The sequence below is a fragment of the Psychrosphaera algicola genome (genome assembly GCF_028401425.1).
Lineage (GTDB): Bacteria > Pseudomonadota > Gammaproteobacteria > Enterobacterales > Alteromonadaceae > Psychrosphaera > Psychrosphaera algicola.
Window position 1 is genome coordinate 4,042,622 of the sequence record NZ_JAQOMS010000002.1, and the last position, 23,245, is coordinate 4,065,866.

Annotated in this window: 22 protein-coding genes and 3 pseudogenes; 14 read left to right on the plus strand and 11 right to left on the minus strand. The window is 41.6% G+C overall.

Annotated elements, in window-relative coordinates:
- The 6 genes from PN838_RS22205 (at position 1) to PN838_RS22230 (ending at position 6,239) form a co-directional block, all read left to right on the plus strand.
- Positions 1-369 carry a hypothetical protein gene (locus tag PN838_RS22205; protein ID WP_272182000.1) on the plus strand — a complete coding sequence of 123 codons (369 nt, stop codon included), beginning with the start codon at positions 1-3 and terminating at the stop codon, positions 367-369.
- Positions 339-3,314 (plus strand): pectinesterase family protein, encoded by a 2,976-nt coding sequence (locus PN838_RS22210; RefSeq protein WP_272182001.1) that lies wholly within the window; start codon positions 339-341, stop codon positions 3,312-3,314. Before PN838_RS22205 ends, PN838_RS22210 begins: the two co-directional genes overlap by 31 nt.
- Positions 3,298-4,938: a pectate lyase family protein gene (locus PN838_RS22215; RefSeq protein ID WP_272182002.1), complete on the plus strand. Its 1,641-nt coding sequence runs from the start codon at positions 3,298-3,300 to the stop codon at positions 4,936-4,938. The genes PN838_RS22210 and PN838_RS22215 overlap by 17 nt, the downstream gene beginning before the upstream one ends.
- A complete protein-coding gene (locus PN838_RS22220) occupies positions 4,892-5,236 on the plus strand; it encodes a hypothetical protein (protein ID WP_272182003.1) in 345 nt (114 codons plus the stop codon). The genes PN838_RS22215 and PN838_RS22220 overlap by 47 nt, the downstream gene beginning before the upstream one ends.
- A gap of 328 nt (positions 5,237-5,564) precedes the next feature.
- Positions 5,565-5,855, plus strand: coding sequence for a ssr3402 family protein (locus tag PN838_RS22225; protein WP_272182004.1), 291 nt, complete (start codon positions 5,565-5,567; stop codon positions 5,853-5,855).
- 168 nt (positions 5,856-6,023) lie between these two features.
- Positions 6,024-6,239, plus strand: coding sequence for a hypothetical protein (locus PN838_RS22230; RefSeq protein ID WP_272182005.1), 216 nt, complete (start codon positions 6,024-6,026; stop codon positions 6,237-6,239).
- Positions 6,240-6,483: 244 nt separating this feature from the next.
- Here the strand turns inward: PN838_RS22230 and PN838_RS22235 are convergent, their stop codons facing one another.
- The 3 genes from PN838_RS22235 to PN838_RS22245 form a co-directional block, all read right to left on the minus strand.
- Positions 6,484-7,230, minus strand: coding sequence for a TonB-dependent receptor domain-containing protein (locus tag PN838_RS22235; RefSeq protein WP_334313553.1), 747 nt, complete (start codon positions 7,228-7,230; stop codon positions 6,484-6,486).
- Entirely contained in the window at positions 7,211-8,221 is a 1,011-nt protein-coding gene (locus PN838_RS22240) for a TonB-dependent receptor domain-containing protein (RefSeq protein ID WP_272182006.1), read from the minus strand. The genes PN838_RS22235 and PN838_RS22240 overlap by 20 nt, the downstream gene beginning before the upstream one ends.
- Before the next feature lie 89 nt (positions 8,222-8,310).
- Positions 8,311-9,222 carry a TonB-dependent receptor plug domain-containing protein gene (locus tag PN838_RS22245; protein WP_272182007.1) on the minus strand — a complete coding sequence of 304 codons (912 nt, stop codon included), beginning with the start codon at positions 9,220-9,222 and terminating at the stop codon, positions 8,311-8,313.
- Between the two features lie 569 nt (positions 9,223-9,791).
- On the opposite strand from PN838_RS22245, the gene PN838_RS22250 reads away from it, so the two are divergent.
- The 8 genes and pseudogenes from PN838_RS22250 to PN838_RS22285 all read left to right on the plus strand — a co-directional run bounded on the left by PN838_RS22250 (position 9,792) and on the right by PN838_RS22285 (position 17,548).
- On the plus strand, positions 9,792-11,258 hold the full coding sequence (locus PN838_RS22250) for a glycoside hydrolase family 28 protein (RefSeq protein ID WP_272182008.1): 1,467 nt from the start codon (positions 9,792-9,794) through the stop codon (positions 11,256-11,258).
- Positions 11,259-11,292: 34 nt separating this feature from the next.
- Positions 11,293-12,732: pseudogene (gene uxaC, locus PN838_RS22255) on the plus strand (glucuronate isomerase).
- Positions 12,733-12,850: 118 nt separating this feature from the next.
- Entirely contained in the window at positions 12,851-13,270 is a 420-nt protein-coding gene (locus PN838_RS22260; RefSeq protein ID WP_272182009.1) for a DUF4861 family protein, read from the plus strand.
- Positions 13,258-14,772, plus strand: a complete 1,515-nt coding sequence (locus PN838_RS22265) for a DUF4861 family protein (RefSeq protein WP_272182010.1) — start codon at positions 13,258-13,260, stop codon at positions 14,770-14,772. Before PN838_RS22260 ends, PN838_RS22265 begins: the two co-directional genes overlap by 13 nt.
- A complete protein-coding gene (locus PN838_RS22270) occupies positions 14,711-15,271 on the plus strand; it encodes a glycoside hydrolase family 88 protein (protein WP_272182011.1) in 561 nt (186 codons plus the stop codon). The genes PN838_RS22265 and PN838_RS22270 overlap by 62 nt, the downstream gene beginning before the upstream one ends.
- A gap of 117 nt (positions 15,272-15,388) precedes the next feature.
- A complete protein-coding gene (locus PN838_RS22275; RefSeq protein WP_272182012.1) occupies positions 15,389-15,865 on the plus strand; it encodes an alpha/beta hydrolase in 477 nt (158 codons plus the stop codon).
- Between the two features lie 190 nt (positions 15,866-16,055).
- Positions 16,056-16,301, plus strand: coding sequence for a hypothetical protein (locus tag PN838_RS22280; protein ID WP_272182013.1), 246 nt, complete (start codon positions 16,056-16,058; stop codon positions 16,299-16,301).
- Between the two features lie 440 nt (positions 16,302-16,741).
- Positions 16,742-17,548 (plus strand): transporter substrate-binding domain-containing protein, encoded by an 807-nt coding sequence (locus PN838_RS22285; protein ID WP_272182014.1) that lies wholly within the window; start codon positions 16,742-16,744, stop codon positions 17,546-17,548.
- A 58-nt stretch (positions 17,549-17,606) separates the two neighbouring features.
- On the opposite strand, the gene PN838_RS22290 is transcribed toward PN838_RS22285, so the two are convergent.
- The 8 genes and pseudogenes from PN838_RS22290 to PN838_RS22325 all read right to left on the minus strand — a co-directional run bounded on the left by PN838_RS22290 (position 17,607) and on the right by PN838_RS22325 (position 23,234).
- Positions 17,607-18,569 carry a family 43 glycosylhydrolase gene (locus PN838_RS22290; protein ID WP_272182015.1) on the minus strand — a complete coding sequence of 321 codons (963 nt, stop codon included), beginning with the start codon at positions 18,567-18,569 and terminating at the stop codon, positions 17,607-17,609.
- Positions 18,570-18,578: 9 nt separating this feature from the next.
- Positions 18,579-18,947, minus strand: coding sequence for an SGNH/GDSL hydrolase family protein (locus tag PN838_RS22295; RefSeq protein WP_272182016.1), 369 nt, complete (start codon positions 18,945-18,947; stop codon positions 18,579-18,581).
- Complete coding sequence (locus PN838_RS22300) at positions 18,947-19,108, minus strand: SGNH/GDSL hydrolase family protein (protein ID WP_272182017.1); 162 nt, start codon at positions 19,106-19,108, stop codon at positions 18,947-18,949. Before PN838_RS22300 ends, PN838_RS22295 begins: the two co-directional genes overlap by 1 nt.
- Before the next feature lie 54 nt (positions 19,109-19,162).
- A complete protein-coding gene (locus tag PN838_RS22305) occupies positions 19,163-19,417 on the minus strand; it encodes a hypothetical protein (RefSeq protein WP_272182018.1) in 255 nt (84 codons plus the stop codon).
- On the minus strand, positions 19,405-20,433 hold the full coding sequence (locus tag PN838_RS22310; protein ID WP_215965016.1) for a LacI family DNA-binding transcriptional regulator: 1,029 nt from the start codon (positions 20,431-20,433) through the stop codon (positions 19,405-19,407). The genes PN838_RS22305 and PN838_RS22310 overlap by 13 nt, the downstream gene beginning before the upstream one ends.
- A gap of 70 nt (positions 20,434-20,503) precedes the next feature.
- Positions 20,504-21,804, minus strand: a pseudogene (locus PN838_RS22315) (TRAP transporter large permease).
- Positions 21,804-22,286, minus strand: a complete 483-nt coding sequence (locus PN838_RS22320; RefSeq protein ID WP_215965014.1) for a TRAP transporter small permease — start codon at positions 22,284-22,286, stop codon at positions 21,804-21,806. The pseudogene PN838_RS22315 and the gene PN838_RS22320 overlap by 1 nt, the downstream one beginning before the upstream one ends.
- Before the next feature lie 10 nt (positions 22,287-22,296).
- A pseudogene (locus PN838_RS22325) lies at positions 22,297-23,234 on the minus strand (TRAP transporter substrate-binding protein).
- Between the last annotated feature and the right edge of the window lie 11 nt (positions 23,235-23,245).

The following is a 23,245-nucleotide window of genomic DNA, read 5'->3' on the forward strand; positions in this document are numbered from 1 at the left end:
GTGATTGCAGCTTCAAACTCTGTCGATGGAAAAACATTTCAAGTTTATGTCGATAACAATACTTCGAGCAGCAGTAAATCGATTCACGGTGGTAGCTCTAAATTCTATCAAGTTGTGCCATCAGAGTTGTCCACTGGCGAGCTTGTCATTGAAGGCATGATTGCAACGTCACAGTCGTTTTTACAGTTTAGAACGGAAACAGGTGCGTCTATAGAGTTCAACAACTTGAGCATCGAATATGACGATCCAAATGTATTTTATGAAGAAAGTTTTCCGGTCAGCGACAGTGGTTTTATACCCCTGAATACCGTGCACAGGCGAGTGATGATACTAAAGGAATGTACACTAAAACGGGCGGTACGGCTGTAGTAACAACCGAAGGCACCCTCCTTTTGGATAGCGCACGCTTTACGATAGGTGACGTTGCTCAAGGTGTAAGTAGCACAAACGCAGCCGATGTTGTCACAACAGGTTCGTTTGACTTCAGCAAACCGTATAAAATCGTTATGGACGTATTAAGTGTGAGTGAGCCTGTCGCCGAAGATCAGGGCAACAGTTTCATCATTTATATGGACAATAATACCAGTAGCAGTGGCAGTTCAATTCATGGTGGTAGTTCCAAGTTCTTTAGTGTCAAACTCGCTGAATTAACCCATGGAGAGTTGGAAGTTGAAGGCTTTATTGGAACACCAACGTCCTTCTTACAACTTCGCACTGAAAGCGGTGGTGTTGTTGAAATTGACAACTTGCGATTCGAATACATCCCAACAAATCTTATTGTTAGTGAAGATTTCAATACAACAATAGAAGAATTGTTTACGCCGGCTTATTTAGCACAACCGATTGATAATTCAATCGCGATGTACAACGTCACCGGCGGTGGCAGCGGGTTAACCATTACAGACGGTCAACTGACATTAGATAGTGCACGTTTTAGTATTGGCCACAGCACACCAGATGTTGAAACAACGGGTACGGATGTTTTAACTACCGGTGTGTTTGATTTAAGTGTGCCTTATAAAATTATCATGGATATTGTGAGCGTCAGCGAACCTATCGAAACAGATCAGGGCAACAGCTTTATCGTTTATGTAGATAACAGTTCGAGTAGCAGCAGTAAGTCGATACATGGTGGAGCATCGAAATTCTATAGCCAAAAAATTGCTGAAATGGCAACGGGCCAACTTGAAATAGACGGCATGTTAGCGACTCAAAGCTCATTTTTACAATTACGCACGGAAAGCGGCGGTGTAGTAACAATCGACAATCTGCGTATTGAGTATTTAGAAGCGCCAGATACATCAGAAGTCGCGCCAAAAACGTTAGATTGCACAGAGCGTACAGACTTATATTTTTGTGACGACTTTACCTCTGGCACGCTGGATAACTGGGACATTAACGCGGCTGTTGGCAATTTAGATGGACCGGAAGGAAGCTTTGCTGTTGTTGATTTAGATGGCAACGCGGTAATGCAATATACCGCAGGGAGTGTAGGGGGTGTTTTGGCAACCCTGAAGACGTCGGCAATGACGTCTGTTCCTGCAGCTGATTACTTTGTGGAAGCAAAGATCAGGCCGCGACAAAATGGCACAACAGCCAACAAACAGTTGTTCTTGTTAGGTCGATATGTTGATGATCAAAACTGGTACGGAGGTGGCATTAACCTGCAAAATTCACCGTCTTCGACTCAAGCTGAAGTTGCAGTTAACCTAGCGGACGCATTAAGTCGTCCCGTCCAAGTAAAACAGCCGTTTTACTTAGGTGAGCGCGATGGAACAGATGATGGTGTTTGGTATCGTGTTCGTTTTGAAATGGTCGCCGGTGATTTGAGTCTGTACATAAACGGTGAACTTAAAGGAAGCTTTAACGACACGAACTTAACAGCTCAAGGTCTTGCGGGTATTTTTACTTACAACCGCTCATTTGAACTAGATGACTTTATGATTGGTGATGTAGCCAATAAACCTATTCAGCTCACAACCGATTATACGGAAGCGAGTTGGTCAGGTGCGGCTGGTGGCGTGCCGCTCGTGCTAAATGTGTCGGCATTGTTAGGGGATGGTGTTACAGCAGATAAAGTTACCGCCATCACGGCAGATGGTGATATCGCAACAGTATTTGTCTTAGGTTCGACTGTCACAATAAGTCCCGTAGCTGAAGGCACGACGACGGTAACATTAGTTTCTCATGCCGATGCGACGATTACCCAAACCCTAGAAATTGAAGTAGGTGCGTCTTTCATCGAATCGATGACGGATTACGGGAATATATCGACGAAATTAAGCCCATTACCTGCTAGTTTCAGCCAACATGTTGACACAAATCTAGTGATTGAATTCGACACCGCGCCGACGTTGGGTACTGTAGGCCAAGTTCGTATATTTGATTCGGCAACGGATGAATTGGTTGATGAATTGTTGTTAGCCGGAGACGTTAATACATTGGGGTTAACGTCTGATAAAACACGTGTTGTTAAATATCATCCAATGCGGGTTGAAGGGAACAAGCTTGTCTTAACACCTAGTTCAGGCGCACTTGATTACAACAAAGAATACTATGTCGTGATCGGCAACGACGTGGCTAACGATACAACACTTAACGGCATAGATTTTGACGGATTAGGTAAAGAGGCGGGATGGACATTTTCAACACGTTCAACTCAACCTTCTGGTACCGAATTAGTGGTTGATGACGACGGTGCAGCTGACTTTAGAACACTTCAAGGCGCGTTAGATTACGCCATGACGGATAAAGATACGCCGATGACAATTACCATCAAAGATGGTGTTTATAATGAAATGTTGTTTTTGAGAAACAAAAACAATCTTACTATTCAAGGTGAAAGCCGTGAAAATACGATTGTTCAGTATGACAACTTTGATGGCTTCAATGGTGGCTCAAGCGGCCGTCCAGTGTTCTTAGTTGAAAGTGCTGACATGTTAGTTCTTAATAACTTTACGCTGAAAAACACCCATATGCGTCAAGGCTCTGGTGACCAAGCGGAAACAATTTATTTCAATAGTAGTTATCGTTTGGTGGCTAACAACATGAACTTTATCAGTGAGCAAGATACCTTGTTGATGAAAGGTTATGCTTGGTTCTATAACTGTTTAGTTGCCGGTAATGTTGACTTCATCTGGGGTTATCCAGTAGCGACACTATTTGAAAACAGTGAAATTCGCACTATTGGTGATTCAAAAGATGCGCCGGCTGACAGTGGCGGTGATTACATTCTGCAAGCCCGTGTTGCAAATGTTGATGATCCGGGTTTTGTGTTCTTAAACAATACATTTACGAGTGGCCCATGGTCCTAAAGGTAACAACGTATTAGACGACTCAATCTACTTTGCGCGAAGTGCCGGTAAGACCGATGCGTTTGATAATATTGTATTGATTAACAACCGATTGGGTGCCCATATAAGTACTAAAGGTTGGTACACAAATCCAATGCCAAATCCGTCTGATGCGTCAGCGGTTGCCGGTTGGCGAGAATACGGCAGCATGGACTTAGAAGGTAACTCGTTAGATATCTCTGGTCGTGAAGCAAACGTGGCATTTGAATTGTCTGCTCCAGAAGCGGCTCCATACTCAGATCGCGCCTCAGTATTTGCATCTTACAATGGCGGTGCAGGATGGGAACCAACACCACTTGACGCACCGGTTATAGCAGATGTTGTTGTTACTACGCCAGATGGTGATGGCGGATTTGGTGGTCACTTAATGGAAGTGACCGGTGGTGCTGGTGGTACTGTTGTCACGGTCGACAACGGTGTGGCGTTGCAAAACGCCCTTGCTTCGGCAAAATCTGCGGGCACTCCAGTAATTATCTATGTTGATGGTACGATTACTCCAGCCAATAGCGGTAACTTGACCGGTAACATTAATATTAAAGATCTTAGCAATGTATCAATTATTGGTGTCGCGAGTCGCGGAGAGTTCGCTGGTATCGGTATCTCAATGCGCCGGACGAGCAACGTTATTATTCAAAACTTAAAAATTCATGATGTACCAGCTTCGTTTGGAGATGCGATTGGAATTGAAGGTGATGACAACGTTGCAACGGGGAATATCTGGGTTGACCACAATGAGTTACATGGCAACTTAAACGTTGGGAAAGACGACTACGACGGGTTATTTGATACCAAAGCCGGGGCAACTCACGTGACGTTTTCTCACAACTATGTTCACGACCATTACAAAAGCATGTTAAATGGCTCAAGTGATGACGACAGTGGCGAACGATTTATAACATACCGTCATAACTACTTTAATAATTTAGAGTCTCGTGTACCGCTGTTCAGATATGGTTTTGGTCATCTGTATAACAACGTATTTTCAAACATTAATTCAAGTGGCATTAACTCTCGAATGGGGGCTGAATTGTTAATTGAAGCGAATGTATTTGAAAATGTGCAAAATCCAATTGTGTCGTTTTATTCAAGAGAAATTGGTTTTTGGAACGTCCGTGATAATGCGTTTACTAACGTGACTTACACCACGCCAGATACAGGAGATGCGGTTTATTCTCCTGCGGATGGTTCAACATCGACCTATGAAGTTCCATACGACTACGATACCTATTTATTGCCAGTCGCCGACGTCAAAGATTATGTGCTAGCGAATGTTGGCGTAGGAATTGTGGACCAGTCTGAATTAGACATTCCTGATGTTGCAGACCCAATCGTGGATGGTGGCAATGATGACCCAGTCGTTTATGCTGTGTTACCAATCACCGAAGATTTTGAAGTTGCTAGCGCAGACATTTTATTTAGCAATGCCTATAAAAACCTATCCGGTAGCGCCGGTTCAGGCACAGCGATGTATCATAAAGTGACGGGGACCGTGTCGGTTGCTGACGGTCAGTTAACGATAACTGGTGCTCGAGTGAGTATTGGCAATACAACACCTGAGCATCAATACAACTGCAGCAGATACTGAAACAACCGGTATTTTTGACTTAAGTAAGCCGTACCAAGTCACCTTTACGGTGGCGAGTGTTGCTGACGATACCTCACGTAATTTCCAACTTTATGTTGATAACACAACATCAAGCAGTGGCAGTAGCATTCATGGTGGAAGCTCTAAGTTCTACTCTGTGGCCCTGAGTGACTTTGTGGCAGGCCAAACCTATACAATTGATGGATTAGTTGCTACATCAACTTCCTTCATTACATTGCGTTCTGAAGGCGGTGCGACCATCAGTTTAGAAGATATCTCCATTACCTATAAAGATTAGGTTGTGAAGTAAAGAAGTTGTAAAAGAAACTGGAAGTTGTTGTTGTGATAAAAAGGAGCGATAAGGATATCGCTCCTTTTTTTGCCTGCTCGAAAGTCTATGCAGCGAAGCATGAAGGGTTATTTTGTAAAACTTGATAAGTAGGATATCGATTATATACTTTGGTAAAAATATAAGGGGTCTTCAAACAGAGTATTTTTCTCTGGTTAAGATATCGAGCTATTAAAATCGAATGTAGTTTATTTTTACATTACCGCTAAGTTTATTATGCAAAGAACTATCCCTTTTTAGCCGAGTTGGGCGTTAATCTAAACTCACAGAGGTAACGATGACAAAACTCATACTGACATTAATGGTTTTATTGTTTTCACAATATTCATTTTCAGCCTTAGCACCAAAATATCAAAACATGAAAAACTTTGATGTAATGATAAAATTTATCAAACAACATGAAAAAGTAATGTCGACGCTCAAAACCGTAGACTTTGAAAACTATAGCATCTATTTTGGCGCTGATTGCAAAGTTACCTTTGAAAGAAAAGATATTCCAAAACCTTCTGGGTGGGCAGGTCCTGCCGATCCTCTCGTGTTCAAAGCATCGAGTTGTCGTTTGAACTGATCATTAAATACAAACCATTGGGTTACGACATTAACTCTCTAAAACATTAAATTAGTGTAAAGTAACCCATGTATCTCAATCGAACGGTTGCATGGGCCCTACATGTTCACCGATAATGACTAAAGATTAAGTATTTTCGATATATGAATGAAACAACGAGGTTTACTAATGGCAAAGTTTGATGAAAGAGTAGAAGCGTTACTGGCAAAGCATCCCAGCTTATCGAAGGATGAAGCAATTAAAATAGTAACTGATAAAAACGAACGTAAAAAGAGTAGGAGAGAAGAGAGAAACAACAGAAAAAATGCAGAAATCGTAGCGGAAACGACTGTTGAAAGTGAAGTCGAAGGTGATGTCGACGGCGATGTTGAAACGACAGAATAACTATAGAGCAAAATATTATCCAAACTTGCACACCATTTAAGGTGTGCATTGAAAGCTTAAAGAACGGCATAAAAAATGGGGCTTAACCCAAATTCAAAGTCCTTGTCATTTTCCTAAACTTCCCTGTTCGTTGACATTTTATTTCGAACTTTAAAATTCTCAGCACTTAGTTTGTGGCTCCAAATTTCATCCAATAAAAAAGCCGCTATAAAAGCGGCCTTCTAAAGGGAGATCGTTTTGCGAGTTACATCACGTAACGTGCGCCAAAGAAGTACGTTGTACCCGTATGATTATACTCACGCATTAGGTCAAGAGTACCGTCACCCGTCGTATACAAACGTTCGTATTCGTCTGTTAAGTTCAACACTTCTAATGTAAACGTTAGGTTTTCATTGAAGTTGTAGAATGCAGAAACATCTACGTGTGTCGGTCCAGTTGTGCCATGTTCAAGGTTACCATTGCTGCCCGTGAAGTCAGTAATGTAGTCATCACGTTTGTTCATAGAAACACGTGCTCCGTAACTTTCTTGCTCATAGTACAAGGTAAAGTTGTAAGAGTTTTTAGACATACCCTCAATTAGCTCAGCATCAACAGACGTATAGTTCGCTAAGATACCTAGGCCATTAAATGGTGCTGGTAAAAACGATAAAGGCTGTTGGTATGCAATCTCAAAACCAGTGACTTCATTTGTGCCTTTGTTAAACGGGATACTATGAATATAAGGCGTTGTGAACGGATTTTGTGAAATTCCAGCTTCGTATTGGTCATCAGAATTAATAAAGTCGTAGTATGCTGGATCTACAAGTTTTTCTTCTGTTTTACTTTCAATAAAGCCATCAAGTTCTTTAGAAAAATACGTTGCTGCAATTAACGCTTCTTCAGCAAAATACCATTCAAAACCTAAGTCCATGTTGTTCGATGTAAATGGGTCAAGACCTGGGTTACCCGTACTTACTGTCCCGTTGATGTAGTCAAAACTTGGAGTTCTCAGGGTTTAGTGACCCTAGGCTAGGACGTGTCATCGACTGAGATAAGTTAAAGCGAACAACTAACTCATCTGTCGCATCTAGCGCTAAGTTTAATGCCGGTAAGAAGTTATTATAACTTTCTGAAATTGTAATAGTATCTACGCCTGCAGCTGTTGGTACATAACCAGTTGCCGTTGTTGTTGTTTCAACAAAACGACCACCAACATTAGCGCGTAAAATCATATCGCCAACTTCAAATTCAGAATTCGCTTCTACATAAGCTGCTGTCGTTTCTTCTTGAACTTGCCAGCTTGAACCAATTCGAACATCCCATTGAATGCCCGCACCATTATTCATGGTATCTAACAGTTGAGTCTGAATTTTCGAGAAATCAGCTACAATAAAGGCGTCTAAAGGACCATCAAATCCTTTACCAAAGTCTGAATATGGGAAAGGTGTACTAAAGCCATCCGCTGAGGCTTGATCGTCGAAGTTTTTAATTTCAGTCTCATAGTAGTCAATCACGCGGTCATTCATTGCGATACCCGAAACAATAGTGAAATCGTCCATTTCATAAGTTAGGTCGAGTTTCATCGTATCGTTTTCACGCAATGTATCGCCCGCTCTTAGACGACCGTCAGTCAGATTGTATTTACTATCGTCGTTTACGTCATAACCAAAAGACGTTTTTGGCGCATTCGCGTTATCGCTAAAGTCGAAACTATACGTGTGTGAGTCTAAGCTTGTCATATTGTAACGATATTGCTCAGAACGTGCGTCAGACTTAGCCGTACCAACCATTGCATTAAGTGTTAACGCATCTGAAATATTGTACTTACCAGATAACACATATTGGCTGAACTCAGTCGTTGATAGCTGTTGTCTACTTTCAATTCTTGAATGAATACCTTCGTAAGTACCGGCAACGACTTGCTTGCCATTTTCATGCACTTTAATTGCTGTTGGTGTAATTTGGTCAAATGTACTGCGGAATTGTTCAAAGAAGTTGTACATAGTACGTTCATTGTCTAACGTCGACTGTAAGGTATCAAACGTAATCTCGATGTCGTCAGTTGGACGCCATTGAATCGAACCGGTAATACCTAAACGGTCTTGAACATTACCAAAAAGTCAGGACGAGGCAGGCGTGGTGTCCAAAGACAGTTGACCGGATGTGTTGCGTTGCCATCACCATCGGCACAGGCCGCAGGTGTTGCACCGGTCATGACTATATTGTCAGGGTCAACATATGAACGATTGCCATCTTTAACAGGAGTTGTCCAACGTACAGTACCGTAACCTTCTTGACGCACGGTTCGAGTTGATTGCGCTAGAGAGAATAATACGCCGACCGTATCGTCTGCAAAAGTATTGCTGATCATAAAGGCTAAACGGGGGTCAGCTTCGCCCGTTACGTCGTTGTAACCCGCTTGGCCAGACGCCATAACTTTAAAACCAGGATTATCAAACGGTTTTGCTGAATATAGGTCTACAGTACCCGCTATACCGCCTTCTTCCATTCCGGCTGTTGGGGCCTTTTGAATGTCGATTCGATTAAATAATTCTGAAGCAAATACGTTGAAGTCAAACCCGCGACCGTTGTTTACACCGCCGCCGGAGTCCGTACCATCAGTACTAGACGGTACTTCCATTCCGTTTAAGGTAGTGCGAGTAAATGACGGGCTTAGGCCACGTAAAGTGATTGCACGGCCTTCACCACCTTCACGGGAAATTGCAACACCTGTTACACGCTGCAAAGACTCAGTAAGGTTTAAATCTGGGAATTTACCCAAATCTTCACTCATGATGGTTTCTTTAGAGTTTATTGTTTCGCGTTTCTCAAAAAGGGCGCGGGACAAAGAGCCTCTAAAGCCTTTAACTTCGATAACTTCGACGTCTGACTTGTTTGTTTCTGCATCTGACTCATCTGCGGCGATAGCAGTGAGTGAAGTTGTTAAGCCTCCTGCCAGTATCATTGATGTCATTAACCTGTTGAGTTTGTAATTTGACTTCACGATGGTCTCCTCGTGTTTTTATAATTATTGTTAAGCTAAATTTCTAAATTGTTTGTGCTGTTTTTATACGCTTCATGTTTATTCTGATTTTAATGTATCTCCGGTTTCAATATTCTATTTTTGAAAATGCCACCGGTGGCACAAGATTCATTTAAGCTTAATTTTTTAGTGCTTGTCAATAGTCTAGTTTAAAAAATGTTCATATATTTTTTTGTTTGAAATTTAATGATTTATTGCATATTACGATCTAAGAAAAATTAATGTAAATAAATATTTTTAATAAATACAATTGTTTAGGATGTTTTTTAGATAAAGGAAACTAAAATGTTTGAAAGTAGGGTTTGACACCATACCCCATTTCTTGCCAATATTGACAGTTGTTGCCACCGGTGGCAAAATAAATCAATGCACAGTGAGTAAATCGTTCAACAAATTGGCATGTATATGTTTGTAATTGCTCAATAATACATGACTAATTTAGGTTGCTCGGTAGGAAAATTTAAACAATACGGTTAGTTTAAATAATTATATAAAGCTCTCTTTTGTCTAATTTTAGGAGCATTTTTTGAATGACAAAAATTTCATCTTCAGGGTTAAAGCGCCGTAATTTGATTAAAGCTGCAGCCGCCACATCGGTTTTTTCGGCCCTCGCCACTAACCAAGCGCTTGCATCTTGGTTATTTAAGCCACTGCAATCACAGGATGATTGGTTAAAAGCGGCGGAAATACGCGCCAATACCGTAGTGCCTAAGTTTAGCGATCAAATTTTTAAACTTGCTGATTATAAGTTGGCAAGTGATTTAGATGACGAACTTTCATTTCACCGCGCGATACAGGCGTGTCACAAGGCCGGTGGCGGACGGGTTGATGTTGTCAGTGGGCAATATATAACTGGCCCTATCCATCTGTTATCTAACGTAGAGCTGCATTTACAAAAAGGGGCAGTAGTAAATTTTGTTACCGATCCTAAGCGTTACTTACCGGCCGTTATTACGCGTTGGGAAGGTATGGAGTTGATGGGGTATTCGCCACTAATTTATGCTTATCAGCAAACAAACATCGCGATTACAGGTAAAGGCACACTAAATGGTGGTGGCAATAATTCAACGTGGTGGCCGTGGAAAGGGCCTCATAAAGAAGGACATTGGGATCTAATTGCAGGTGAAGATCAAAAACCTGCACGGATGAAATTAATGGCTGATGTAGAGGCTGGCGTCCCGGTATCTCAACGATTGTACGCGGATGGCGCATATCTAAGGCCACCATTTATCCAACCTTATTTATGCCAAAATATTCTTATTGAAGATGTCACGATTACCAAGTCGCCATTTTGGTTGGTTAACCCTGTCTTGTGTCAAAACGTGACAGTACGGGGCGTTAACTTTTTCAGCCACGGCCCTAACTCAGACGGCTGTGACCCAGAATCATGCGATCACGTTGTAATTGAAGATTGCTTGTTTGATACCGGTGATGACTGTATTGCGATTAAATCGGGTCGAAATGCTGACGGGCGCAGAATAGGCGTACCGAGTCAAAATATCGTAGTACGTAATTGTTTGATGAAAGAAGGGCATGGTGGAGTTGTCATCGGTAGTGAGATTTCCGGCGGGGTAAACAATGTTTTTGTTGAAGACTGCCAAATGGACAGTCCACACCTTGAACGCGCAATCCGCATTAAAACAAACTCCATTCGCGGCGGTGTTATCGAACACCTCAGATATCGCAATATCAATGTAGGCAAAGTTAAAAACGCCATTGTTGTTAACTTTTATTATGAAGAAGGCGATGCGGGTTCTTTCGACCCAACCGTGCGTGATGTTGTAATTGAAAATCTTAAATGCGGCGAAATTCTAAATCAACCGCTTAATTTACAAGGGTTTGAGCGCAAGCCCATAAGCGATTTTCATCTTAAAAATTGTGAATTTAACAATGCTAAAAAATCTTCCGTTGTCCGAAATATTGATAATTTCACATTAGACAACGTCAAGATTAATGGCCAAATAGTTAACCAAGCTACGTTATTAAACGTCGGCTAATTCCCGATTGGGATAGGCAGTACAGGATAAATGAATGAGTAACCAACGCCAAAAATTAACATTGCACCCTGATAGATTGTTTTCGAGTGATGACAAGGTCATTGCTGTTGCAAGAGAGCTTTATGCAGCAATAAAAGATCTGCCTATCATCAGCCCACATGGTCATACGGACCCCAAATGGTTTGCTCAAAATAGCAATTTTGAAAACGCAACAGACTTGTTGATCCGCCCCGATCACTATGTTTTTCGCATGTTGTTTAGCCAAGGGGTCAGTTTAGAATCCCTTGGTATCCCGCAACAGGGTGAAAAAGGTGATTTAGATGCATCTCGACATGTTGATCCAAAAGCAACCTAGCAATTATTAGCGGACAATATGCATTTGTTTGCAGGCACGCCGTCGGGCTATTGGTTAGATGATACGTTCGCTAATGTATTTGGTTTTACCGAAAAACTGTGTAGCGACAATGCACTTGAATATTATGACGAAATTAACAAACAATTAGCGACACCTGAATTTACGCCGTTGGCGCTAATGGACCGATTTAATATCGAACTTATTGCGACGACTGAGGGGCATTAGATCAATTGCCACACCACGTTGCGCTAAAAGGTACAGCGTTTGAAAGCCGCGTGATTACGTCTTTTCGTCCTGACGACGTCGTAGATGCGAGTCGCGAAGACTTTAAACAAAACGTCCAACGACTTGCTGAAATGACAGGTGAAGATACAACACTATGGACGGGTTACTTAGCGGCGATTCGTAAACGTCGTGCCTATTTTAAAGAACATGGCCGTGCGACGGCGACAGATCATGGTCATCCAACAGCCCTCACTGCCAATTTATCTGCAAGTGAATGTCAGGCATTGCTTGATAAAACCCTCGCGGGGAGGCGGATGAAGGTGAACAAGAGTTATTCCGAGCTCAATGTTTAACGGAACTTGCCGGAATGAGTATTGAAGATGGGCTTGTTATGCAAATTCATCCGGGTGCCCATCGCAATCACAATCAACAGTTATTTGACCGCTATGGTCGAGACAAAGGTGCTGATATCCCTAGCCAAACGGAATATGTGAACGCATTAAAGCCTTTGTTAACAAAATTTGGCAATAATCCAGAGCTGAATATAATTTTATTTACCCTCGATGAAACGACTTATAGTCGGGAGCTTGCGCCATTGGCAGGTCATTACCCAAGCTTAAAATTAGGTCCAGCTTGGTGGTTCCATGACAGTCCGGCTGGTATGTTACGTTTTCGTCAACAAGTGACTGAAACAGCAGGTTTTTACAATACGGTTGGTTTTAATGATGACACGCGCGCGTTTTGTCTATTCCAGCTCGCCATGATGTGGCTCGCAGAGTAGATTGTCGTTATTTAGCTGAGCTGGTAACTAATCACCAGATCACAATCGACGATGCCCATAAGTTAGCTTACGAACTGACTTACGGCTTAGTTAAAAAAGCATACAAATTATAATAATCAATAAAGTTGCTGGTTAGGAAGTGAATGATATGACATTAGAAAAAGAAGCAAAATGTCGCTTATGGGTATTTCAACACTCACATTGTTAATGGGGTGCAGCGGAAATTCATCTATGGAAAATTCCGAAAAACATGATGACTCTAAAGTGGCGACCGCAGAAGTACATAACCCTTCAACATTCGACCGTCCTGATGAGTCAATTTATTTTAGTTATTACGATTTGGGATTGCCTGTCAAATTTAATAAGGCTATGGTTTTTAAACGAAATGACCAAGTTTTAAATACTCAGGCGATCGATTCTGATTTTGACGGAAGCTTAGATGGTGTTGTTGTTTTAACATCGATGGCAAGTCGCGAAACATTTCAGCTTGACGCTTTTGTTACGAGCAATCCGCACATAACTGCTCAAAATAAACGTACTCAAGCTGAAATCTCTCAAAAAGAGGGGGCAAATGGCAGCCTCATTCTCGTTATCCAAATAGTAAATACCAAGAATACGTTGGTGGTGATTTTGTCAATGTGGATTCGGTAACCTTGCCACCAAGCTACAATGATCATTCATTTTGGTTGCGCTATGAGGGCTCAGGTATTGAGTCTGATAAAGTAGGTTATCGGGTTTATCTCGATTGGCGTAATGGCTTTGACATTTTTGGCAAATTAACAGAACAACCGATATTACAAAATGTTGGTTTAGATGGCTACGACTCTTACCATGAGAAACAAAGTTGGGGCATGGACATCCTGAAAGTGGGAGATTCTTTAGGTAGTGGTGGTTTTGGCTTATGGCACGATAATAGTGTTGAGCGCATTACTAAAGCGGATACCCGCGGCGTGACTATCGATGCTAATGGCGATGTTTATTCTGCATTTACGATAAATTATGGTGGATGGCAAAGTGCCGTTGGCAAGCAAGACTTAGCGGCAAATATTTCTATGTCTGCCGGCAGTCACTTAGCCAACGTTACGTTAAATTTTGAAACTCCAATTGCGACAATGGCCGCGGGCATCGTTAAGCATAAAAATACAGAACTCATTACAGGTGATATGGATATCACAGGCAAAGCATATACCTATATTGCAAGTTGGGGACCGCAGTCGCTCGATGGCAGTAACTTGGGCATGGCAGTATTTTTCCGTAAAGAAATGTTGAAAGAGGTTACGACAGATAAGCACAATTACCTTGCGATTTTGACTCCCAAAGGAAATTCGATTCCATATAATAAAAATACGCAACAACTTGATTATTCGTTTGCAGCGTTATGGCAACCTGAAAGTGGCATCGCAACAAAGCAAGCGTTTGAAGTTTATTTAAAGCAACAGGCGGAACGTCTAACCGTTAAACCACGAATTAGACTAAAAACAAAATTAAGTGATACGGCAAAACAATCACCTATCGATGCCGAAGTTGCTCTATCATGGGCGAAAAAACTGGCCGATAGTGAACTTAACCGTAAATCATATACTTATGAATATGACGGTTGGGATGTTAACCGACGACGTTTACCTAAATTTGAATACGATATTGTTGGTTTATACCCGCATACCTTAAATAAAATCACGGAAATAACAGGTGATAAAAAGTATCAACAAGCGCTACATCGTATTACAGGCTCATTTATCGACGCCGATGGTGGCATAAAACGCTATAAAATATCAAACTACAATATCGATGCCGTCGCCCCTAGGCGTGCTGTCTTGAAGTTGTACCAACTCACTAAAGACGAAAAGTATAAAAAGGCCGCGGCGTTAATTCGTCAACAATTAGTTGAACATCCTAAAACAGTTGAAGGGGCTTTTTGGCACAAGAAAAAATACACTTCTCAACTTTGGTTAGATGGCGTTTATATGGGCATGCCATTTTTAGCGGAATATTCAAACATGTTTGAAGATGGTCACAGTTTAGATGAAGTCATTAAAGAGTTTACGTTAACCTATAAATATCTCCGCGACGCTACTACAGGTAATTATTACCATGCCTTGGGACGAACAAAAGCAGCAAGACTGGGCAGACAAAAACACTGGATTGTCTCCTGAATTCTGGGCTCGAGGTATGGGATGGTTAGCAATGGCTCTAGTCGACGTACTTGATTTGATTGATGAGTCTGAAACCGAATTGCGCGCTCCTCTAGTTGCAATTTCTAACGATTTAGCAAAAACCTTAAAATCAAATCAAGACGCAACAGGTACGTGGTGGCAAGTTATCGATAAAGCTGGGCAAGTTGGTAACTATCGAGAGTCGAGTGCATCGGCCATGTTTACGTATTTTTTAGCCAAGGCAATTGATAAAAACATCATCAGTAATCAATATCTACCGATGACAAAACTTGCCTATGAAGGGTTAACAAATGAGTTTATTTTAGTCCATGACAATGGCGAAATAAGTTTAACAAATATTTGTTATGTTGCTGGACTTGGTTTTGGTCGCGATGGCAGTTATCAATATTATATGAATGAGCCAGTTGCCAAAAACGATCCAAAAGGAACAGTACCGTTTATGTTAGCGTCGTTAGCGATGTATGAATTATTAAAATAAACGGGCGATAATGACTAATAACGTTATCAATCCAATAACGATATACGGCACAAAAATAAGCATAAAGAAGTCCAGGTCTCCTGGGCTTTTTTATTGGCGTTCTTACTGACAATATCGATGTTTCAAGCTAGTTCGTTTGGGGCTACTATTGCAATTGATGATGGTTATACGGTTTCAAAGCGGTTTGAAAAATATAAAAAATTGGACCCATCAATTTCCTTGCCTGTCATCGAGTTCGCCGCAAAGCAGCGCGTACAATTTAATTTAAGATATGCTGTTGTTGATGACCGCGAATTGCATCTCGACCTCTTCCACCGTGTAACTACGCTGCCAGAAAAAGGACTTATTGTGCTGATCCATGGCGGTGGTTGGCGAGCGGGTAATAAATCTCACTTTCATCCACTGGCGACGCTATTAGCACAACAAGGTTTTGACGTTGCCACGCCTGAATATCGGTTATCCATCGAAGCGCCTTACCCAGCAGCAACTGATGACATAAAAGTTGCTATGGACTGGTTGGTCAATAATAAAGAACTGTTAGGCATTAATACGCAAACAGTCACGATTGGAGGGGGTCTTCAGGCGGGCATTTAGCGGCTTTAGTTGGTTTTAAAACTAATCACGACAATATTAACAGTAAAACTTCCAGCCCATATGAGGTTAACGCAGTTATTAGCTTGGATGGTTTACTTTCAACGACAACGGAACTTGCACTTAAATACGAAGATAAAAAGGACACAAGTCCGCTCTTTCAATGTGGTTAGGCGGTGAATATGCCAAGCGAATGAATAAATGGCTTGAAGTATCCCCCGTCGAATACGTCTCTGATAAAAGCCCAAAGTTACTCGTCATCAGCAGTGGTCAACACAGATTTACTGCTGGCCGTGAAGTAATTAAAGGCAAGATTGAAACGCATAATGGCGTTTTTCAGTTAATAGAGTATCCAAAAATTATCCATACATTTTGGTTATTCGACCCCTACTTAACAGCGGTATCTAAGCAAATTACTTCGTTTCTAGCGACAAAATAAGTTCCTAACGAGGGACAATTGCCCACCAAATTTCCAATTTCCCACAATTCAGCTAGGCTTTAGGAAATACCACTGAGCATATTTTATGGTTTTTTAGCGACAATTAGGGACGAGACAGCAATGTGATAATTGCACCCAATTACATTTATGGAGGGAATTACATCTTTAGCTTGACCCTCTCACTTTATGCTGTTTGGATTTGACTAATTAAATACAAAAAATGGTATAGTACCGCGCTAACTAAATAGAGTTGTATTATTCTTTATAAATCAAAGGTTAAGGTTTTATGATAGACTTTTTAAAATGTTACAACGGGAGATGCGCTTGTTTCGTTTAGGTATTTTTGCGCTTGTAATATTGCTCACATGTGCCAGTTTTAATGGCTTAGCGTGTGAACTGGATCTGCGTAGTAAAAAGTAAAACTCTACTTCCCACCCAAAATGGATACCAAGCAAGCTGAATTGGATTACGCATACCAACTTTTACATAAAGTATTAGAAGTGTCCGAAGCTCGTTACGGCCCCTGTGAGTTAGAATTGGTCAACAATGCATTATCTTTGAAACGCATTGAACATTTACTCGAACAAGGTGAAGAGTTACATGTAGGGTCATTTACCGTTACTCAGGAAAGGGATAAGCGTTTCGAAGCGGTTCCTATTCCTATCTCGTATGGCCTGCGCGGGTATCGATTGTTGCTAATTAAGAAAGGTAATCAATCAAAGTTTGAAGGTATAAAGGATTTACAGCAATTATCAACGTTCACCGCTGGACAGGGCGATGGATGGGCCGATAGCTCAATATTGCAATATAATAAATTGCCAGTTGTCGAAGCAGGAAGTATTAGTACAATTATCGATATGTTGACATACAATCGTTTTGATTATTTCCCACGAGGGGCGTTGGAAACGGTCACTGAGCTAAATAAATATATCGATAAACCTGTGCAATTAGAGGCGGGCTTGGTCTTAATTTATCCTAGTTTGAGCGTATTTTATGTTAATAAAGCGAATGAAAAACTAAAAGAACGATTGGCATTTGGGCTAAATATATTGTTTGAATCCGGCCAATTTAGACAATTTTTTGAAAACAACCAAACGGCTAAATCAGCACTAGATATACTCGATTTGAACAACCGGACTTCGCTTTTTCTATGTAATCCATACTTACCAGACTGGGTACCGCTTAATAAGCAGGAGTATTGGTTACAGCCTTGGCCGGACTATGTGAACGACAATAAATGTCTTTGAAAATCGCTTAGGCACTGCGCTGTTAAGTCGAGTGCCTAGCCATTGATGACAGACTTTGTTAATCAGTGCGCTGTACTTTGTTAATCGTACCGTCTGCATTAAATGTTATCGGCTCCATCGCAGTCACTCGTTGTCGTTTATGACACGAGCTACCAGAGACATTTATCCATCGGTGATAAAACAACACCCATTGACCTTTAAACTGCACAATTGAATGGTGATTATTGGCATTATGTTCTTGGTCCATAAAGGTACCTTTATATTCCCAAGGGCCGGTAGGTGATTTTGCCATATAATAAGTAAGTACTCGGTTATTCTCCGGCATTGTGAAGTAATAATTATCCCCGCGCTTAAATACCCACGGACCTTCCATTTTTGGTGTATAACCGCCCATATCCATTTTGATAAATTCACCGTCAACGCTTAACAAGTCATCATTCATTTTGACCACATGATAATCATATCCTTTCGCGTGGAAATACAGGTAAGCCTGTCCGTCATCGTCGATAAATAAACTTGGATCATTGGTATAAGGTTTGGTCCAAAGCGGTTTACCTATGGCATCTTTAAATGGACCGGTCGGGGAATCACTTACCGCCATACCTAGACCCATCCATTTGGTGCTTTTTTCTGGGTTTATGCGATCTTTAAAACCGGTGCCAACAGGCAGAACGGCGTAATATTTACCATTTTTATATGCCGCATCGGGGGCCCAGGCGTAATTGTCGGCCCAACTAAAATCGTCAAGGGACATAAACGGTCCGTGATTGGTCCATTGCTCTAGATCGTCAGACGAATAAACCAACCAATCTTTCATATGAAAGTCTTCTTGGCATTCAATGTCGTGGCTGACATAGACGTACATTCTGCCGTCTTTCCATACGTGTCCAGATGGATCAGCGGTCAGTACATTTGGGCCAAAATCGAGTATTTTTGCATTCAGTGTGGTACTCGTCATTAACCCGATAAATGCTAATTTTATTAATGAACATAAAGATATTTTATTATTATTATTTTTCATGGTTATGCCTTAAAAACCTTTGTAATGATACTTCAAATGTTTCGGATCTGGTGTTCGTAATTGTTGTATTAAAGGGTGATTAATTGCCCGTAGATTGGTTAATAGTAGTTGTGCAACTTCCCGTGCGCCTAGCTGATTTAAGTGGGTATTATCGGTAATGCCATTTGGGTAATTGGGGTGCAGATTGGGTTTTATATGCATAAACCTAAGAGCGGAAAGGGTTTTACCTTGAGACTGAAAATGCTGACGAGTCAATGATTCCATGTCAACAAAAGTCACATCGGTATCCTCGGCAATCTCTCTCACAATTTTCGCGTATGGATGGGTTAACTTCAGGATATTTTTGTCATCAAAGTGACGACGGGTTATTGGGGTCATCAAGATGACGTTTCCGCCTTTTGTTGAGTGATTTGGATCATATTGCGAATGTTGGCTTCGTACTGCGCTGGTGTCGTGTAGCGGTCTGTTTTATGCGTTGATTGGTCGTTGTGACCAAACTGAATAAAAACATAATCACTAAGGCGACAAATTATCTTCAATGTTTTGCCATAAACCTTCAGTGATAAAGGTACGTGTACTGCGACCATTCTTAGCTAAGTTAACTGTGTTAATACCCGGACCAAAAAAGTTGCAAATGGCACGCCCCATCCAGTTTCGGGGTAGTCTTTGGGGTCTTTTATAGACATTGTAGAGTCACCAGCCATAAAGATATTGATGGCTTGAATCGCTGGTTTTTTTGATGGTTCAGATGGGGATGGTGTTAGCTGCGCTTGATTGGCAAAGGCACAGCTTGTGATGAAAGTAATAAGTAGTAAAGGTAAAAGAATAAGTTGCGTTAGGTTGGACATTGTTTGGTTGACTCCCGAGTTATTAGGTATGGCTTCACCACTATTTTTTCCTTTTCTACACTTTGATCCGGCGAAATCGATTGGATTAGTTTTTTGGTGGCAAGGCTCGCAATTTTTTCTACTGGACGACGAATAGTGGTCAAAGATGGAATGATCCGAGATGCAATTATGTTGTCATCGAATCCAGCAATAGATAGATCGTTAGGGATCTTTAGCCCAAGATCTGTTGATGCTCGAACGGCACCGGCAGCCATTTCATCATTGTTGGCAAAAATAGCAGTCGGGCGTGGATCTTGTTTCAATAATGCCGTTGCACATTCAATACCGCTTTCGTAAGAGTTTTCACCTTCAAGTATGTGGCTTTGTGGTAATTCGATATTTCGTTTTTGCAGGGCGTTTCGAAATCCTTCAAAACGTTCCTGTGATGAACAAAAGGTCATGGGACCGGTGATCATTGCAATATTGCTATGGCCAAGGTCGACCAAATGATCGGCAATATCTGTCATCGCAGCTCGGTCATCAGTGATGACTATGTTGTCGCTATCTTCTAAGTCAGTTGACGCAATACGGATATAAGGCAACTTAATGGACTTGAACGTTTGCGCCAATAAGTCACTTTCTGAAACCGGTGGAATGATAATGACACCATCTACTCGAGAGCGACCTATGAAATTGAGACAATCGTCAATAAAGTCTTCACTTTGCCACTGACAAGGATGAACAACGAGCTCAAAGCCAAGAGATGAACATATATCTAACGCACCACGCTGAACTTGGTCGATGTAAAGGGCATCTGGGTTATCGTAAATGAGTCCCAGTAAATAGGAACGATTTGAGGCTAAACCGCGGGCTTGTTTGTCTGGCTGAAACTTAACTTCTTTAATGATTTCTTCAACACGCTCACGAGTGGCTTTTCCGACCATCGGCGAACCATTGATAACACGGGACACTGTTCGTTTAGACACACCAGCGATTCGTGCGACATCATTAATTGTAACGTTGGTTTTGCTTTCCATTTTTTATTCCAATTTGAATTTGCCAATTATGACTAATTGACAAACCTACATTTCAGTATTAGTTTCAGAATTAAAGTAGTCCCAGCATTCTTGGTAGCGTTTCACTTATAGCAGGGACGTAAGTCACCAACATAAGGACGATAAACATCACAAAATAAAGCGGTATCATCGGCTTTATAATTTTATGAATTGATGTTTTTGCTACAGCACAAGATACAAAAAGGACGCTGCCGACGGGTGGTGAGACCAACCCAATTGACAAGTTTAATACCATCATAATACCAAATTGTATAGGGCCCATGCCAAGTTCTGCTGCCACCGGTAGAAATATCGGGGTAAATATTAACACGGCAGGGGTCATATCAATGAACGCACCAACTAAAATCAAGATCAAATTAATCATTAATAATATAACGATTGGGTTATCACTAAACTGCAGAAAGAAGTCGCTTATACCCTGTGGTATGTGGGCATATGACAATAACCACGACATCGCAGATGAGGCACCAATAATTAGCATAACTATTGCTGTTGTTTCACAGGCTTTTAGAAATAAAGCCGGTAACGATTGGGTGGAAATTTCTTTGTAAATAAATACCGATAACCCAAGGGCATATAATACGGCAACAGCACCAGCTTCAGTGGCTGTAAAAACACCAGCAATGATGCCGCCGATTACGATAAATACTAATAATAAGCTCGGCAACGCGGCAAACACTTTTTGCGCAACAACGTTTAAAGGTAATCGCGCTGACACCGGGTATTTTTTCTTGATGGCATACAACATACATACCGTCATAAGTGCCAAACCAACAAGTATGCCTATGGTACGTAGCCGGCCACAAATAACGCTGCAATCGACACACCACCACTTGCGATGGCATAGATGATAAGAATGTTACTTGGTGGAATTAGCATTCCCGTAGTGGCTGCTGAAGCGGTAACGGCTGCGGCAAAGTTTTCGTCGTATCCGTGTTTTTTCATTTCAGGGACCATAAAGCTACCAATTGCAGATGTTGCTGCAACAGCTGAACCAGAAATTGCCCCAAACATCATGCATGACATAACGTTTACTAAAGCGAGACCACCGGGTAATGCCCCAATCAACGCCATTGCACATTCAATCAATCTTTTTGCAATACCGCCCTAGCCCATGATTAAGCCTGATAAGATGAAAAATGGGATGGCCAATAATGCAAAACTATCAATACCGCCAGCCATTTGTTGGGCGATGGTTGTCGTCGCTGGTGTAAAGTCGATGTGCATTAAAAGCGACACCAAAGTGGCTAAACCAATACAGATCGAAATAGGCACATTAAAAAACAACATGGTAAAAAATACGAGCAGTAAAATTAGGGCTGTAATGTCCATTATTTACTCTCCTTATCATTAATGATTGAGTGAAGATTGGTGACGGCATATAGCGTGATGAGTACACCAGATAAAGGAATGACGGAATAAACCCAGCCCATTTGCAACCCTAAGGCCGCTGACGTTTGTTTGAGTTCTAACGTTAATGCAACCAAGTTGACACCACCGTAGATCATGACACAGGTGGCAAAAATAATGACCAGCACTTCGATCAATAGCCGGGCGTAGGTTTTAATATGTGTTGGCAATTTTTCAACAAACAAGTCGAGTCCAAGATGCGCTTTGGTTTTGTAAGCGTAAGCTGCGCCGAGTATGCCAATCCAAATCAGCAGGTAACGGGAGAGCTCTTCTGTAAAAGAACTCGGAGATTGCAGAATAAAACGAGAGAACACTTGCCAGCTAACAGTGACAACAATAGCCAGCATCATTAACATTAGCAGGCGTTCAAGTGCATAGTTGATTTTTGAGATTAGAGAATTCATCAGCGGCGCCTTACATCTTTTTAATTTTTTTGATTTGTTCGGCAACTGGGCTGTTGTCAAACGTGGCGTGAAACGGGGCAACTTTTTGTTGGAATGCCACTTTATCTGGATAAACCACTTCCACTCCTGCTTTTATTACCGCGGCTAATGCGTCATCTGACGCTTTTTGCCATAACGATTTTTGATACTCAATAGAGTCGCGCATCGCTTGTGATAACCAGCCTTGTTGCTCCATCGATAAGGAATGCCAAACTGGCAGGCTGGCTAAAATAATGTCAGGCACAAAAGTATGTTCATCTAAGCTGTAATATTTTGCTATCTCATAGTGGCGCGACAAGTAATAACTCGGTGGGTTGTTTTCAGCACCGTCAACTACGCCTTGTTGCAGTGCCGCATATAATTCACCCTATAAGCAATTGGCGCCGCGGCGCCACCTAACGCTTTGACCATAGCCATAGCGGTTGGGCTATTTAAAACCCGAATTTTTTTACCGAGGAGGTCGTCAGGTTTACGAATTGGTGCGTCCGAGGTATAAAAACTGCGACTTCCAGCATCGTAATACCCCATTCCTTTAAGTCTAGCTATGGCGGTTTTATCTAATAAAGATTGGCCAATTTCGCCATCTAAAACGCGCCAAAAATGCTCTCGATCGCGAATTAAATAAGGGATACTGAATAGCTTCATTTCAGGTACGAAGCCTTCAAGCGGACTGGCGGATACTTTTGTCATAGACAAACTGCCAATTTGCAGCAACTCGATCATTTCTCGTTCTGAGCCCAGTTGACCACCGGGATAAATAACCAGCTCCATTTGACCATCAGAGTAATGCTGTAAGCGCTCCCCCATATATTCCATAGCAAGGTGCACAACATGACGTGTGTCCAATGTGTGGCCTAATGTTAGACGAGTCTTACCCTGTTTTTCACCGCAACTTGCTAAAGTGAACATCGCGATGATTA

Excerpts from the sequence above, each read along its gene's own strand:
- PN838_RS22210 (WP_272182001.1), top strand. The coding sequence starts at position 339 with ATGTACACTAAAACGGGCGGTACGGCTGTAGTAACAACCGAAGGCACC.
- PN838_RS22225 (WP_272182004.1), top strand. The coding sequence starts at position 5,565 with ATGACAAAACTCATACTGACATTAATGGTTTTATTGTTTTCACAATAT.
- PN838_RS22230 (WP_272182005.1), top strand. The coding sequence starts at position 6,024 with ATGGCAAAGTTTGATGAAAGAGTAGAAGCGTTACTGGCAAAGCATCCC.
- PN838_RS22240 (WP_272182006.1), bottom strand. The coding sequence starts at position 8,221 with ATGTACAACTTCTTTGAACAATTCCGCAGTACATTTGACCAAATTACA.
- PN838_RS22250 (WP_272182008.1), top strand. The coding sequence starts at position 9,792 with ATGACAAAAATTTCATCTTCAGGGTTAAAGCGCCGTAATTTGATTAAA.
- PN838_RS22260 (WP_272182009.1), top strand. The coding sequence starts at position 12,851 with ATGGAAAATTCCGAAAAACATGATGACTCTAAAGTGGCGACCGCAGAA.
- PN838_RS22270 (WP_272182011.1), top strand. The coding sequence starts at position 14,711 with ATGCCTTGGGACGAACAAAAGCAGCAAGACTGGGCAGACAAAAACACT.
- PN838_RS22275 (WP_272182012.1), top strand. The coding sequence starts at position 15,389 with ATGTTTCAAGCTAGTTCGTTTGGGGCTACTATTGCAATTGATGATGGT.
- PN838_RS22280 (WP_272182013.1), top strand. The coding sequence starts at position 16,056 with ATGAATAAATGGCTTGAAGTATCCCCCGTCGAATACGTCTCTGATAAA.
- PN838_RS22285 (WP_272182014.1), top strand. The coding sequence starts at position 16,742 with ATGGATACCAAGCAAGCTGAATTGGATTACGCATACCAACTTTTACAT.
- PN838_RS22290 (WP_272182015.1), bottom strand. The coding sequence starts at position 18,569 with ATGAAAAATAATAATAATAAAATATCTTTATGTTCATTAATAAAATTA.
- PN838_RS22295 (WP_272182016.1), bottom strand. The coding sequence starts at position 18,947 with ATGACCCCAATAACCCGTCGTCACTTTGATGACAAAAATATCCTGAAG.
- PN838_RS22305 (WP_272182018.1), bottom strand. The coding sequence starts at position 19,417 with ATGTCCAACCTAACGCAACTTATTCTTTTACCTTTACTACTTATTACT.
- PN838_RS22310 (WP_215965016.1), bottom strand. The coding sequence starts at position 20,433 with ATGGAAAGCAAAACCAACGTTACAATTAATGATGTCGCACGAATCGCT.
- PN838_RS22320 (WP_215965014.1), bottom strand. The coding sequence starts at position 22,286 with ATGAATTCTCTAATCTCAAAAATCAACTATGCACTTGAACGCCTGCTA.